Genomic DNA, 13,655 nt, shown 5'->3' with positions numbered 1-13,655 from the left:
AAGTTAGTAACCCTAGGTTCTCCTTGCTGAGAAAGAAAACGCGTGGCCACTCGATGAACGTCTATTGGGTGGCCACGACGTTTACCTAGGAATAGCCTCCATACCTTGTCCTCGGGGTTCTTACAGCCCTGAGGGACCTCAAGAAGGGTGATGACATGCCCCACGATAATGAATATTTAGAGCACCATCTGGGCTCTCTCCTAACCACCGCCGGCACAGATTTGGGGGAGATCACCGCGGTACCCCCTCAAATCGTAGTGCGGGCTCGGCGTCGCATCGACGTCGATGAGCTTTTCCAGGGAGTCAGAGAAAATAACCGAACAATGGTTTCACGCGCGATAACGTTACTTGAATCGACAGCGCCTGCGCACCGCGTTCTTGCCCAAGAGTTGTTAGTCAAACTCCTGCCTTTTTCCGGTAATGCGCTCAGAGTCGGTATCACGGGCGTGCCCGGCGTCGGTAAGTCGACCTTTATCGAATCGCTAGGGCAGAAACTAATTCGCGAAGGTCATAAGGTGGCAGTGCTCGCCATTGATCCTTCATCCACACGTACGCGCGGATCTATTTTGGGTGATAAGACTCGTATGTCGAAGCTCACTCGCGAGGACAATGCGTTTATTAGGCCCTCTCCGTCTGCCGGAACTCTTGGTGGAGTTGCCAAAGCCACCAGAGAATCCATGGTAGTTTTTGAAGCTGCTGGATTTGACGTCATACTCGTGGAAACTGTGGGAGTTGGACAGTCCGAAGTAGCTGTCTCTCAGATGGTTGATTGCTTCACTTTCCTTGCTTTAGCGGGTGCAGGAGATCAACTGCAGGGCATCAAAAAAGGTGTTCTAGAGATGGCGGATCTCGTGGCAATTAACAAGGCCGATGGATCCAATCTTAAAAATGCCAAGCGAGCTGCTAGGGAACTGGCAGCCGCACTACATATGGTGCGTCCTGAGAACGCCGAGTGGCATCCGCCCACCTTAACAATGTCGGCTATTGAGCATGAAGGTACAGATAAGTTCTGGGACTATGTTATGGAGCATCACGAGCAGATGCTCGAGTCGGGCCTCTTCGAGAAAAACCGTCGAAATCAACAGGTTCAGTGGATGTGGTCGATGGTGCATGAGACTCTGTTACAGCGCCTTAATTCACATCCGTCGGTCAAACAGGTTAGTGCCCTCGTAGAATCCCAACTGCGTGAGGCACAGATTACGCCTACCCTAGCGGCAGAGAAGATCCTGAACGCCTTCGATACTCAGGTTCCCTGAGAGTTTATGGCCTAAAGGCTATAATGGTAACCGTTCGCGATAATTAAGAGAAAGGTGAGAATTAATGGCTGATTACGGCCCACATCCCTATATCCTCAATATCGAAGAGAAAACTCTCAGCAATCCTCATTTTCGGGACACAGTCTGGACTGGCCAATTCCTTCAAATGACGGTCATGACCATACCCGCTGGGGGAGAGATCGGCGCCGAAGTGCACGACGACCACGATCAATTCTTAAGGATCGAGGCTGGCAAGGGTCGCGTGATGATTGGTGAGAGCGCCGAAGCTTTAGAAATTGACGAAATTATTGAAGACGATTGGGCTATTTTTGTTCCTGCCGGTAAGTACCACAATGTGGTCAATGCGGGTGAAGAACCTTTGAAGGTCTATTCAATCTACGCTGCCCCTGAGCATAAGAAGGGTACCGTGCATCCTACCAAGGATGATGCGGATAACGATCCTCACGAACATTAATTGTCGAAATATCAAAGTGCTCGGGATTTTAAGCCGAGCACTTTTTGCGCACTGTCTCATAGTGCGAGAGTGGGTGAGGGGTAAAGAAATATAAAAAGTCCCAGAAATAATTCTGGGACTCTTTTACTGTCTCAACATAGTGTGCCCGAGGGGGGACTTGAACCCCCACGTCCGTTAGTAGGACACTAGCACCTCAAGCTAGCGCGTCTGCCATTCCGCCACCCGGGCAATGGGTATCGTTTTCAGCCTCGCGGCTGGGCACTCACTAAACTATATTAGAGAGCTCAATCATTAACAAATCCGCTGGCTATGGGCTAAAAAGTGGAATCTATGGCTCATCTTTACCACGTCTTAGTTGAGCCAGCTCTGCGCTCAGGCGTTGGATCTCAGAGTTCATAACCTGCAGAGTTTCCATAAGTTCATCGTGACGCTGAGCTTCACTTATTTCCCCTTCTCTCACCGCATCGTTTTGCACCTGTTCGACCAGCCACGCCGACACCATTGCTGTGACGACACCAGCAACAGCAATTCCGGTGAGCATGAGGAGGGCGGCCACGATACGACCCTGGCTACTGATCGGTGAGATATCCCCGTATCCTACAGTGGTCACGGTGGTCAAGGCCCACCACAGGGCATCGCCGAAGCTGTGCACTGCCGTGCCGGGAGTCGTTACTTCCGCCTCGTAGAGGGAAATAGCTGCAACAATAATGATAAGTAAGGACGCTACTGACGTATAGAGAGCCACGGTCACCCGCGCGTTTGCAGCCGAGTAGCGTTGCAACAAAACCAAGGTGGGCAATACCCTGAGAGCACGTAACGGGCGGAACATAGGCAACATGATCATTGCGGTCTCCCACCAGTGACCAACCATCCATGCTGCCCTATTCTCAGCGAGGTATAGACGCACGAGATAATCAATGAGAAATGCCCCCCAAATGGCCCACATTCCCACCGCAGCCGCCTGGTTAAGGAAGGCCTCGTTATCGCCTAGGGCATTCCATGCATAGAGGAGTAAAAATGCCAGCGAGGCCACGAACATAGGCCCCTCCACCCGCCGTTCCCATTTCATTTGTGCAGAAGCATGATCTGGAATATCCGGAGCAAATAATTCGCGCACGAGCAGCATAACTTTGGCGCGCAGTGAAAGCGATGCGATTGCCTTGGCATGAGAATTCATGGTTTTATTCTTGCACTTTCACGCTATCTTTGATGCAACACTGATATTCCTCGGCGCTCGAGAGTGAGCGTAGTTAGGATGAAGGTATGACTTCATATGCACACGATCCACGTTTTCCAGGACCTGACCCTTATGCGCCGCTCAAGAATCTCCCCAGTTTTCCACTCGTGTCCGAGGATTTTGCGAACGGAGACCGGCTCCCCTCTCACGTGGTGGCTCCCGGCAGCGTAAGCCCACATCTGCGCTGGTCTCAGCTCCCAGAGGGCACCAAGTCACTAGCGATTACATGCTTTGATCCCGATGCCCCTACTGCATCTGGCTACTGGCACTGGGCTGTCTTTAATATTCCAGCGAGCGTAACCGAGATACCAGCTGGTGCCGGGTCCGCAGGTGGGGTTCTCACCACTCATCCTGGCGTGGTCACACTCGCTGGAGATTCTGGCTTGCGATCTCACTATGGCGCTAATCCTCCGTCAGGTCACGGGCCCCACCGCTATCTCTATGCGGTGCACGCTCTCGACGTTGATTCCTTGGAGATTGAACCCACCGCCACCGCGGCTGTGCTGGGATTCCACGTCTACTTCCATTCCCTCGGGCGTGCCATTTATTGGGGTTGGTACGAGAATGAGTAAGGGGGCACCGCCAGTCTCCGCGGCTCTTCGCGTGGGTGGTGCCTTTATTGCAATTGCGGTGGTGTTGCTGATCTTCACAGTGATGGAGATCAGCCAGCATGGGTGGATGGCGCCTTTTGCCGTCACTTTCAGATTTATCAACACTGTTGTAGCCGCTGGATTAGTAGGGGGCTATGCGACCACCCACATCAAGCAACGCCCGCACTTTACACAGCTCATTGCTCTGGTTGGGGCGCTACTACTTATTATCTCGGGCCGCTTATTTCCATCCACTCCGCTCATAGTGTGGGAGCAGTTCTGGATTCCCTCCTATGCAGTACTTGCCCTCATATGCGGCCTGTATATTAGGCGAAAGGCTTAGCATGAGGACGTATTGAGCATAACTCCCTGCATCGATATATCATCAATGCAGGGAGTTATTTCTTTCGTTCTAGTCAAGTGTCCAAGGAAGACCCGAACCCACCGCTTCGGATAATGAAGCGAGGTTATGGGCTCGCAGCTGTTCGGCCAATCCGCGGTGGATTTCACGAATCCAATCGGGGCCCCCATAAATGAGACCGGTGTAGCCCTGAATGAGGGTTGCGCCTGCGGCAATCCGTTCCCACGCCTGCCGAGCACTTTCAATGCCGCCAACACCAATCAATACCATCTCATCGCCTACCTTTTGATGCAGGCGTCGCAGGACGTCGAGAGATCGGGCGGCTACCGGGGGGCCGGATATTCCTCCAGCGCCCATATCCTCGACTATCGACGCATCAGTCGATAAGCCCTCCCTCGAGATCGTGGTATTGGTAGCTACGATGCCATCAAGATCAAGCTCAGAGGCAAGATCCGCAATGGCATCAATATCCGCATCGTTAAGATCGGGTGCGATTTTTACCAGAACTGGAGTCGAAGTTGCAGCCTTAACCGCACTAAGGATAGGTCGCAGCGAATCTACCGCTTGCAAATCGCGTAGTCCTGGGGTGTTAGGGGATGATACATTGACCACGACATAGTCCGCGAGATCCCCGAGCAGGGATGCGGAACGCCGATAATCATCCGCTGCTTCTTCGGGTTCGACAACCTTGGTCTTACCAATATTGATTCCAATAATACTTGCAGCGGAGCGCCTGCGGAGATTTTTGGCCACTTCCGTGGCGCCCGTATTATTGAAGCCCATTCGATTCAATATCGCGTGATCTTTAGGAAGTCTAAAGAGTCGCGGTTGCGGATTTCCTGGCTGCGGTGAGGCTGTCACGGTGCCCAGTTCCGAGAACCCAAAACCCAAGGCCTCCCAGGCATCGGGTGCGAGCCCATCCTTATCGAAGCCGGCAGCTAAACCGAGGGGCAGGGGAAAGACAGTTCCGAAAACCTCTTGCGCCAAAATGGGATCGTTCACTCGCACCATCTTGGCTAAGATCCAGCGTAGGGGAGGGATATTCTGCACGAGGCTAACACCTCGTGAGATAATGCCGTGGATGAGCTCCGGAGAGAGCTTAAACATCAGCGTGAGTGTTTTTTGATAGAGGGCAATCCTCTGGGGCGGAGTTCTATAGCTCATGACCTCATCCTAACCGTAGATACTTATTGTCACTGTTGTGCACGGGAAATAATCTGCAGGCCAGCACCTGATGCGGAGGCCGCTACAATATCGCCGTTGTCGAGGATCTCGATATTGTGAATATCGGAGACTCCTGAATACTGGACAATCTCTTGTCCAACTCCGCTTGAGATTGTATACCCACTAATGCTGGAATCAGCCGTCGTTGCCACCCACACGCTCTCGGTATTCTTATCCCATGCCAGGTCCCAAGGAGATTGCCCATGCGTGGGTGTGGTTTGATGCAGCCGGATCACATCATCGGCCAGATAGACGCCGAACTGATGTCCTATAGCATCTGCTGCCAAAGCCATACCATTGCTACCGGCAGAAATTTCACCCACACCTAGGCCCACCCGCAGAACGGCTCCAGCCTTGAGGGAGTCGGGGTAAATATTTTGAATGGTCGTATTGACCCTATTGGTGCGGTAAACGGAGTCGGGGCCGGCGTCGCGAGCTACGGCTATGAGCTGGTCAACTGGGCCCTCCATGGTAATAGAGTGCTCGTTACCCTCTTTATAGGCTAGAATTTCCTCGCTATCAGCATTACCCACAAAAAGGGTCCCGTCGCTAGTGCGTGCTACTGCTGTCACAGGCTTCGGCGTTGTTTGAATCACCAGCAGTTTCGGGTTCTTCGCGTCAATAGCATTGACCCCATCAGGACAAGCGATCAGAAAATCCGGAGCTGCAGCGGTCATATCGCCACATTTGGGATCCACCTCAAGGACAGCCGCTTGACCGGATCGGAAATCAGCAACCGTACCCACCGCTAGCTTGTCTTTCGAACGCAGCGCCAGGATATCGCCCACCCGTTCCATATCTTCAACATTGTGATATTTGGGGTCAAGATCAATAACGTCTCCATGGGGCACCGTGCCCGACACCCTCGGTTCGGGGAAAGCACTTCCCATACGTACCGGGAGTTTTTCTTCAACCGAAGGGGGATTACAGGCGGTAAGAGTTAGGGCAAGAATTGTCCCGAGAGCTTTATATTTCACAAGGAGAATGTTAGCACCGATCAGTGTCTGTCCACCCCGAAGGTTGGGTTGCTGTGTACTTTCTGGCCTGATGCATGAACGTTCGCCGAGAAACGAGTACGGTATACATCTGTGACTGATACTGCTGCAATTACCGAAGGTGCCCACATTCTGGCATCCGCCACGGATCCGACGGCTATGTCGTGGGTTCAGGTCGTGGTCCTCTCCCTCGTGCAAGGGCTGACAGAATTTTTACCTGTCAGTTCCTCTGGTCATTTAAGGATCGTCAGTTCGCTCTTCTTTGGTGAAGATGCGGGGGCCTCGTTTACTGCCGTTGTGCAGCTGGGTACTGAAGCGGCTGTATTAGTCTATTTTGCCCGAGATATCTACACGATTATAAGGCACTGGATCGTAGGACTGGTTCGACCCTCCCAGCGTGGTTTCCATTACACGATGGGCTGGATGGTCATTGCGGGCACCATACCGGTGGGCGTCATCGGATTCCTAGCTAAGGACTATATACGGGGCAATCTCCGCAATCTGTGGATCACCGCCACCGTCTTGATCCTTTTCTCCTTTGTCTTTATCGCAGCAGAACGGTGGGGGAGGAAAAAGCGCCGCTACGAAGATCTCACTATGACTGACGCTATTGTTATGGGTCTCGCTCAGTGTCTTGCGCTTATCCCTGGGGTCTCTCGATCAGGAGGGACGATCTCTGCTGGTCTTTTTCTTGGACTGGAGCGCGAAGTCGCAGCCCGGTTTAGCTTTCTGCTCGCTATACCTGCGGTCTTAGCTTCGGGCTTATTCTCGCTACCCGATGCTTTCGCCCCACAGACGGGCCAGGCTGCCTCTGGCGTTCAGCTCATTGTCGGCTCCCTTATCGCCTTTGGAGTCGGTTACGCTACTATCGCGTGGCTTTTACGCTTTGTTTCCCAGCACTCCTTTAGTTGGTTCGCGGCTTACCGCATCCCGGTGGGGCTGGCCACGATAGCGCTGCTCGCAGCCGGACTCCTAATCCCGTAGCAGCGGCTCGGTAGGGGCCGGTGTTAGCGAATCGGCGCAACGGTGATTTTTCGGTAAACTAGCGCCTATGTTTTCTTGGTCACGGCCCGACATTCCCCACCTCCCTGGCGAACCCATCGCGTTAAGCTTGTACGACACCGCCGATAGGGTAGTCAAACCAGTTGAAGTTCATCAAGGCAAGGCTGGGATTTATGTGTGTGGAATTACTCCGTACGATTCCACGCACTTGGGTCACGCCGCGACATATCTGACTTTTGACCTCATCAACAGAGTTCTCATCGATCAAGGTGCGCAGGTCCATTACGTGCAAAATATCACCGACGTCGACGATCCCCTCTTTGAACGCGCCCAACGAGACGGCCTCGACTGGCAGGCGTTGGGTACCAGCCAGATTGATCTCTTCCGTTCTGATATGACTAACCTGAGGGTTATACCGCCACAGGATTATATCGGGGCTATGGAATCGGTCGATGAGGTTATCACGCTCGTATCGCGACTGCTCGAGACTGGTGCTGCCTATATTGTCGACGATCCCGACTATCCCGATATATATGCCTCTGTTACGGCAACAAAGAACTTTGGCTACGAGTCAAATTATTCTCGGGCACTTATGGAAGAACTCTTCGCTGAGCGCGGGGGAGACCCACAGCGGGAATTTAAGAAAGATCCTCTCGATGCCCTAATTTGGCGAGCTCACCGCGAGGGGGAACCCTCATGGGATTCTCCGTTTGGGCCGGGTCGCCCGGGGTGGCATATCGAGTGCGCGGCTATTGCTGCTCATCGTTTGGGTAACCATTTCGCTATCCAAGGAGGTGGATCAGACCTCATCTTCCCCCACCATGAGTTCTCAGCGGCTCACGTGGAAGCGGCCTGCGATAGCCCGCGTATGGCCGGACATTATGTCCACACCGGCATGATCTCCCTCGATGGAGTCAAGATGTCCAAATCACTTGGCAATCTAGTATTCGTATCCCATCTCACTCGAGCGGGACACGATCCAGCCGCCATCCGTCTCAGTGTCTTTTCGGCGTCGTATCGCGCGTCGCGGGATTTCTCTCAAGATTTACTCGCTGCAGCCGAAGATCGACTCGCGCTATGGCGCAGCGCTATTAGCCGCGAGAGCAACCGTGCTCACGCCGAAGATCTTATCCAGTTTGTGCGTACGAGACTGGCAGATGATCTCGATACCCCTGGTGCTTTGTCAGCGATCGATCGTTGGGCTCATTCGGTAGTGGGGCAACCCCCCAGCCGTCAAACGCTGAGCGAGGCGGGCCAGCTCGTTCAGGTGGGGGTTGATGCACTATTGGGAATAAAGCTATGACGGGTACGTTTATCGAATATTTTGATAAAAAGGTGGAGAATTTTATCGCTGATCTGCGCACATTTTCGACTGGCTCTTATCTTCGAGCATCGGAAAAAGAATTCTGGGATCCACCATATGATAGCGAGCAGTTAGCTGAGCTGGAAAACCTCCTGCACGCCCTGGTCCGAGAGTGCGCCCGGATTGACGATCCCTCCTTGGTGGAATCGGACGAGTTTATTGTAGATACGACTTCCAACTGGCATCGGCGAATTTTAGAGTTCAACTACCGTAACGCTGATGCCATTATCGAGCCCGAAGAAGCAGCGGAACTCGAGGACCTTATCGCCGAGTTGTGGGCTCTCAAAGGAGTAGCTGAAGCACGGGTAACGGAGCTGCCGAGATTAACGGAAGCGGAGTACTGTTCCCACACTGATACCGTTTCCTACCGCGACGCCTCACTGCTTGGCTAGACCATGATCGCGATTTTCCGGCGATCCGAGGATTATTCGCTGACCGAGGGGCTCGAGTGTAGAAGATGGACGGAATAATAGTCGGTGACCACACAGCTCGCGGCGAGTGTATAGGCATCGTGGCTACTGGACTTGCACGATCGTTTCAGCATCGTGCACACGCTTTTTAACTCCTATCCGCCCTGACTGGCTCGCGCACGAGCATAGGGGAGGACTATCAAGAGTAAATATCAGCCACGAACACCCGCTTATGACCGAGGGCTTTTCTGTCTTAGAATCCTAGGAGTGCCGGAAGCTATATAAGCACCCATGAGAAAGAAGTGATAGATATGTCCCTCGATTATCTCCTCAGCCCAGAAGTGGCCTTTCCACTCATTATTGGAGTAGTGGTGCTAGTTGCAATAATTAGTATTGTACGAAGCCTTATCCGGAGGTTCTTCTCTATCATCTTTGCGCTGGTATTCTTCGGCGGCGGTCATCAAGTAGGGTTATTCGAGAATATTGCGCAATTTTTCCGTTAGGAAGGACACTCAAATAGATGGCTGCAAAACTTCGTGCCGTCCTGTGGGATATGGACGGAACTTTAGTGAACTCAGAACCTCTGTGGGAGATTGCTACCTACGAACTCAGTGAAGAGATGGGGCGACGACTCACCCCTGAATTACGGGCTCAGACGGTGGGGGGATCATTTGCTAATACCCTTCAAATTGCCGCGGAACACGCCGGTATTTCCTTAGATAAGCCTGCTTACGAGCATTTTGAACGTTTTATGGTGAAGCGGATGCAAGAATTGCTACCGCAGACTGAAATCTTTGCTGGTGTTATCGAGCTTTTGGGCGATATTCAGCAGCGAGGAATCCCTAATTTTATAGTCACTAATACCTCCAGAGAATTAGCTGAGCCCGTCATCGACACTCTCGGAGCTCACTATTTTGCAGGCTCCTTGTGCGGAGACGAGGTTCACACAGGAAAACCACATCCCCTTATCTACCGTTTATCGTCGGAAAGACTCCGGGTATCCACTCGAGAATGTCTCGTCTTTGAAGATTCCTACACTGGCATGACCGCTGCAACTCGTGCTGGGTGCGTGGTCGTCGCCGCTCCTGGCTCACAAGCTCAGCGCCCACCTGAGGTTCATGAGATCGGCATTAATTCCTATGCTGATATCACCTTTAATCGGCTCGAAGAATGGTTTAATTCCATAAGTCAGTAGCGTACCTGGGTACAGAGCGCTCACCTACCCCCATTGAGCGGTCACTACACAGAGCCGATCTGTACTTTTAGGCTCACAAACCCCCTGTATCGGTGTATGGTGAGTGGTGGTGCCGTCGAGGTAACGTAGCCTTGGTGCGAAACCTTTCAGAGCTAGGTTTCGCCTAGGTTAAAAGTGGCGCGCCCAGCGAAATCCTAGGATTTCGCGCTCCACCTTCTCAGCACCTTCTTACTGTGTAATAATACAATTTTAAGGAGACTTCCACCGACTATGGCTCGCCACAACCCAACTCAGCCCCATAACTCCGATATGCGCACTGAGGTAGACCTCCTCGGTGAAATGCACATTGATAATTCCAAATACTACGGAATCCATACACAGCGAGCCATCGAAAATTTCCAGATTTCGGGAACAACCATCAACCAGATCCCAGACTTTATTCGGGGCATGGTGCAGGTAAAGAAAGCGACAGCACTAGCCAATCGACGCCTACACACACTACCCGCCAACAAAGCAGAGGCAATCGTGTGGGCATGTGATCAGATTTTGGAGCATGGCCGCTGCATGGACCAATTCCCCATCGACGTATTCCAAGGTGGAGCGGGAACGTCGCTGAATATGAATACCAACGAGGTTGTCGCCAATCTAGCCCTCGAGCACTTAGGTGAGCCCAAGGGAGCCTATGATGTCATCAATCCCAACGATGATGTAAATATGTCGCAATCAACAAACGATGCGTACCCCACAGGTTTCCGTTTGGGCCTTTATGCCTCCATGATGCGTTTGATCAAGGAATTTGACCACCTACAGGCAGCATTTGACGTCAAATCGCACGAATTTGTCGATATCTTAAAAATGGGGCGCACCCAGCTGCAAGACGCGGTACCGATGACCCTCGGCGATGAATTTAAAGCCTTCTCCCAGAACCTGAGTGAAGAACGCGCCATTATGCAGCTCGCTGCCGATCGCCTCCTAGAGGTTAATTTAGGGGCCACAGCTATCGGAACGGGTCTCAACACCCCGTCCGGGTATCGCAACCAAGTGACCGCAGCCCTTGCTGAAGTCACGGGACTACCGGTGAAATCAGCTGCCGATCTCATTGAGGCTACTAGTGATACCGGCGCGTATGTGCTCGTCCATTCGGCTCTCAAGCGCGGTGCTATGAAACTATCGAAAATTTGCAACGACCTCAGACTTCTCTCCTCAGGACCCAGAGCTGGCCTCAACGAGATCAACCTGCCCGAACGTCAAGCAGGATCATCGATTATGCCGGCGAAGGTCAACCCCGTTATCCCCGAGGTTGTTAACCAAGTGTGCTTCAAAGTATTCGGCAACGACATCACCGTCCTCATGGCGGCGGAGGCGGGGCAATTGCAACTCAATGTGATGGAGCCCGCCATTGGCCAAGCACTATTCGAGTCTATGGACATTTTGAGAAATGCATCTCGAACCCTGCGTGAAAAGTGCGTGAGCGGAATCACCGCTAATAAAGAGGTATGCCAACGCTACGTAGAGCAGTCCATAGGCATTATCACCTACCTCAATCCTTTTATTGGCCACCACAATGGCGACCTCATCGGTAAGGAAGCGGCTGCGACGGGGAAATCGGTTCGTGAACTCGTCTTAGAAAAAGGTCTGATGGACGAGGAGACCCTCAATCAGGTGCTCTCTAAAGAAAACCTCATGCATCCAGTATTTAGGGGACGCCTCTACCTTGATAACTAAATGAGGTCTGAGTCCCCCTAGCTTGCGGGTCTGGAAAAAGTATGGATATGGGCGCATATTCTTGAACTCCATCGGATAGATTTAAACCTGAACTGTTTAGCATCTACCCACATATACCGAGGAGCCTTAGCCCCATGCTGTCCGATGTAGAAATCGCTCAATCCCACCCGCTTGTCAATATTGACACTATTGCCGAGCGGGCTGGTATACCTCCCGCAGCGGTGCTCCCTTATGGGCGCAATAAAGCCAAGATCGATACGACGATCGCACCGAACCGCTCACAAAAAGGCGCACTCATTTTGGTGACTGGGATGTCACCCACACCAGCAGGCGAGGGTAAATCCACCGTCCTTATTGGACTAGCCGATGCTATTGCGGCTCAGGGTCACTCCACACTTGTGGCTATACGCGAACCCTCCCTCGGGCCTGTTTTCGGGATTAAAGGCGGAGCCGCAGGCGGCGGACACAGCCAGATTGTTCCCATGGAAGATATTAATTTGCACCTCACAGGGGATTTCCACGCGATTACAGCCGCCAACAATACCCTCGCCGCAATCATCGACAACCATATCCACCAAGGGAATGCCTTGGGAATTGACCCGAGAAAAATCTCATGGCAACGTTGCCTCGATGTCAACGACCGGAGCCTTCGCCATGTGGTCACAGGTCTTGGGGGACCAGCTCACGGTGTCCCCACTGAAACGGGATTCACTATTACCGCAGCGAGCGAGATTATGGCCATCTTGTGCTTAGCTACCGGGATCAACGATCTTGGGGAACGGTTGGCCAATATCGTCGTGGCCCAGACTTTCGACGGACGCCCAGTTACCGCTGCTGACCTATCAGCCACTGGTGCTATGATGGCCCTACTAAAAGATGCCTTGCATCCCAACTTGGTTCAAACCCTCGGTGGGACACCTGCATTTGTCCATGGCGGGCCTTTCGCCAATATCGCACATGGGTGCAATTCACTCATCGCCACACAAACTGCACTCGAGCATGCTGATTATGTGCTCACTGAAGCTGGCTTCGGCGCAGATCTGGGCGCCGAGAAATTCTTCGATATCAAGGCTCGAATCGGGCATCTTGATATTGCTGGCTGCGTAATAGTGGCCACTATCCGTTCGTTGAAATTCAATGGAGGCATGACACGCCAGAACCTGACTCACGAAGACCTTTCGGCCCTCGAGAGCGGGATCGTCAACCTCGAGCAGCATATTGAAAACCTGAGGAAATTCGGGGTTGAGCCCGTGGTGGCCTTGAATCTCTTTAGTACAGATACTGATTCCGAAATTGCGTGGATGAAGGCTTGGGCTACGAATTATAACGTGGCCTTGCACGCTGTGGATGTGTGGGCACAGGGTGGTCAAGGTGCCGCTGAACTCGCTCAATATGTATTGGACAATCTCCACGACACCTCCTCGCATCCGCTCTACGATCCCGCACAGGGCTTGGAGGAATCAATCAATCGCATCGCCACAGAGATCTATCGAGCCAAGGAGGTGCAGTGGTCTGCTCGCGCACTCAAGGACCTGAAATATTTACAGGCTCACGGATGGGACACCCTGCCCGTCTGTATCTCCAAAACTCAATACTCATTCAGCGAGGATCCCAATGCTCTTGGAGCAGCCCAAGGCCACGTTATCCACATTAGACAACTATTGCCACGCATAGGCGCCGGTTTCATCGTTGCACTCACAGGAGATGTGATGACAATGCCAGGCCTGCCGAAAAAACCCGCAGCAGAACAGATCACCGTGGAAGGAGACTTGATTAACGGACTATTCTAAGTCAGTCGAAATAAGTCCCAATTTTTTAGTTG

General features: G+C 52.5%; 14 protein-coding genes and 1 tRNA gene. 11 read left to right on the top strand and 4 right to left on the bottom strand.

Annotation, left to right across the window (positions count from 1 at the left end; genetic code table 11):
• Positions 1–155 precede the first annotated feature (155 nt).
• Both meaB and N7326_RS00480 read left to right on the top strand, forming a co-directional pair.
• A complete protein-coding gene (gene meaB, locus N7326_RS00485) occupies positions 156–1,256 on the top strand; it encodes a methylmalonyl Co-A mutase-associated GTPase MeaB (protein ID WP_259076904.1) in 1,101 nt (366 codons plus the stop codon).
• 64 nt (positions 1,257–1,320) lie between these two features.
• Positions 1,321–1,731 carry a cupin domain-containing protein gene (locus N7326_RS00480; RefSeq protein ID WP_259076906.1) on the top strand — a complete coding sequence of 137 codons (411 nt, stop codon included), beginning with the start codon at positions 1,321–1,323 and terminating at the stop codon, positions 1,729–1,731.
• A 142-nt stretch (positions 1,732–1,873) separates the two neighbouring features.
• On the opposite strand, the gene N7326_RS00475 is transcribed toward N7326_RS00480, so the two are convergent.
• Positions 1,874–1,959, bottom strand: a tRNA-Leu gene (locus N7326_RS00475).
• 100 nt (positions 1,960–2,059) lie between these two features.
• Positions 2,060–2,908, bottom strand: a complete 849-nt coding sequence (locus N7326_RS00470) for a potassium channel family protein (RefSeq protein ID WP_259289217.1) — start codon at positions 2,906–2,908, stop codon at positions 2,060–2,062.
• Positions 2,909–2,994: 86 nt separating this feature from the next.
• Here N7326_RS00470 and N7326_RS00465 point away from each other — a divergent pair, with 86 nt between their 5' ends.
• Together N7326_RS00465 and N7326_RS00460 are read left to right on the top strand one after the other, a co-directional pair.
• A complete protein-coding gene (locus tag N7326_RS00465) occupies positions 2,995–3,540 on the top strand; it encodes a YbhB/YbcL family Raf kinase inhibitor-like protein (RefSeq protein ID WP_259076910.1) in 546 nt (181 codons plus the stop codon).
• On the top strand, positions 3,533–3,901 hold the full coding sequence (locus N7326_RS00460) for a hypothetical protein (protein ID WP_259076917.1): 369 nt from the start codon (positions 3,533–3,535) through the stop codon (positions 3,899–3,901). The genes N7326_RS00465 and N7326_RS00460 overlap by 8 nt, the downstream gene beginning before the upstream one ends.
• A gap of 69 nt (positions 3,902–3,970) precedes the next feature.
• Here the strand turns inward: N7326_RS00460 and N7326_RS00455 are convergent, their stop codons facing one another.
• Complete coding sequence (locus N7326_RS00455; protein WP_259076918.1) at positions 3,971–5,083, bottom strand: quinone-dependent dihydroorotate dehydrogenase; 1,113 nt, start codon at positions 5,081–5,083, stop codon at positions 3,971–3,973.
• Positions 5,084–5,112: 29 nt separating this feature from the next.
• Positions 5,113–6,120, bottom strand: coding sequence for a hypothetical protein (locus N7326_RS00450; protein WP_259157789.1), 1,008 nt, complete (start codon positions 6,118–6,120; stop codon positions 5,113–5,115).
• A 177-nt stretch (positions 6,121–6,297) separates the two neighbouring features.
• Here N7326_RS00450 and N7326_RS00445 point away from each other — a divergent pair, with 177 nt between their 5' ends.
• The 7 genes from N7326_RS00445 (at position 6,298) to N7326_RS00415 (ending at position 13,623) form a co-directional block, all read left to right on the top strand.
• Entirely contained in the window at positions 6,298–7,122 is an 825-nt protein-coding gene (locus N7326_RS00445) for an undecaprenyl-diphosphate phosphatase (RefSeq protein ID WP_259077104.1), read from the top strand.
• A 67-nt stretch (positions 7,123–7,189) separates the two neighbouring features.
• Positions 7,190–8,443: a cysteine--1-D-myo-inosityl 2-amino-2-deoxy-alpha-D-glucopyranoside ligase gene (mshC, locus tag N7326_RS00440; protein ID WP_259076922.1), complete on the top strand. Its 1,254-nt coding sequence runs from the start codon at positions 7,190–7,192 to the stop codon at positions 8,441–8,443.
• On the top strand, positions 8,440–8,895 hold the full coding sequence (locus N7326_RS00435) for a hypothetical protein (protein ID WP_259289216.1): 456 nt from the start codon (positions 8,440–8,442) through the stop codon (positions 8,893–8,895). Before mshC ends, N7326_RS00435 begins: the two co-directional genes overlap by 4 nt.
• A gap of 329 nt (positions 8,896–9,224) precedes the next feature.
• Complete coding sequence (locus tag N7326_RS00430; RefSeq protein WP_259076926.1) at positions 9,225–9,416, top strand: hypothetical protein; 192 nt, start codon at positions 9,225–9,227, stop codon at positions 9,414–9,416.
• Positions 9,417–9,433: 17 nt separating this feature from the next.
• The gene (locus N7326_RS00425; RefSeq protein WP_259076928.1) at positions 9,434–10,108 is read left to right on the top strand and encodes an HAD family hydrolase; all 675 of its coding nucleotides are present in this window, start codon (positions 9,434–9,436) and stop codon (positions 10,106–10,108) included.
• Positions 10,109–10,378: 270 nt separating this feature from the next.
• The gene (gene aspA, locus N7326_RS00420; protein ID WP_259076930.1) at positions 10,379–11,833 is read left to right on the top strand and encodes an aspartate ammonia-lyase; all 1,455 of its coding nucleotides are present in this window, start codon (positions 10,379–10,381) and stop codon (positions 11,831–11,833) included.
• Positions 11,834–11,967: 134 nt separating this feature from the next.
• Positions 11,968–13,623, top strand: a complete 1,656-nt coding sequence (locus tag N7326_RS00415) for a formate--tetrahydrofolate ligase (protein WP_259076931.1) — start codon at positions 11,968–11,970, stop codon at positions 13,621–13,623.
• Positions 13,624–13,655 lie beyond the last annotated feature (32 nt).

It is taken from the genome of Corynebacterium sp. ES2794-CONJ1 (assembly GCF_025660615.1).
Lineage (GTDB): Bacteria > Actinomycetota > Actinomycetes > Mycobacteriales > Mycobacteriaceae > Corynebacterium.
Note: the sequence above shows the minus strand (reverse complement) of the source record. Positions and strands in the feature narration are given on the sequence as shown.

Bases quoted from the DNA above. Each gene is read 5' to 3' on its own strand.
- meaB (WP_259076904.1), top strand. From the start codon at position 156: ATGCCCCACGATAATGAATATTTAGAGCACCATCTGGGCTCTCTCCTA.
- N7326_RS00480 (WP_259076906.1), top strand. From the start codon at position 1,321: ATGGCTGATTACGGCCCACATCCCTATATCCTCAATATCGAAGAGAAA.
- N7326_RS00470 (WP_259289217.1), bottom strand. From the start codon at position 2,908: ATGAATTCTCATGCCAAGGCAATCGCATCGCTTTCACTGCGCGCCAAA.
- N7326_RS00465 (WP_259076910.1), top strand. From the start codon at position 2,995: ATGACTTCATATGCACACGATCCACGTTTTCCAGGACCTGACCCTTAT.
- N7326_RS00460 (WP_259076917.1), top strand. From the start codon at position 3,533: ATGAGTAAGGGGGCACCGCCAGTCTCCGCGGCTCTTCGCGTGGGTGGT.
- N7326_RS00455 (WP_259076918.1), bottom strand. From the start codon at position 5,083: ATGAGCTATAGAACTCCGCCCCAGAGGATTGCCCTCTATCAAAAAACA.
- N7326_RS00445 (WP_259077104.1), top strand. From the start codon at position 6,298: ATGTCGTGGGTTCAGGTCGTGGTCCTCTCCCTCGTGCAAGGGCTGACA.
- mshC (WP_259076922.1), top strand. From the start codon at position 7,190: ATGTTTTCTTGGTCACGGCCCGACATTCCCCACCTCCCTGGCGAACCC.
- N7326_RS00435 (WP_259289216.1), top strand. From the start codon at position 8,440: ATGACGGGTACGTTTATCGAATATTTTGATAAAAAGGTGGAGAATTTT.
- N7326_RS00430 (WP_259076926.1), top strand. From the start codon at position 9,225: ATGTCCCTCGATTATCTCCTCAGCCCAGAAGTGGCCTTTCCACTCATT.
- N7326_RS00425 (WP_259076928.1), top strand. From the start codon at position 9,434: ATGGCTGCAAAACTTCGTGCCGTCCTGTGGGATATGGACGGAACTTTA.
- aspA (WP_259076930.1), top strand. From the start codon at position 10,379: ATGGCTCGCCACAACCCAACTCAGCCCCATAACTCCGATATGCGCACT.
- N7326_RS00415 (WP_259076931.1), top strand. From the start codon at position 11,968: ATGCTGTCCGATGTAGAAATCGCTCAATCCCACCCGCTTGTCAATATT.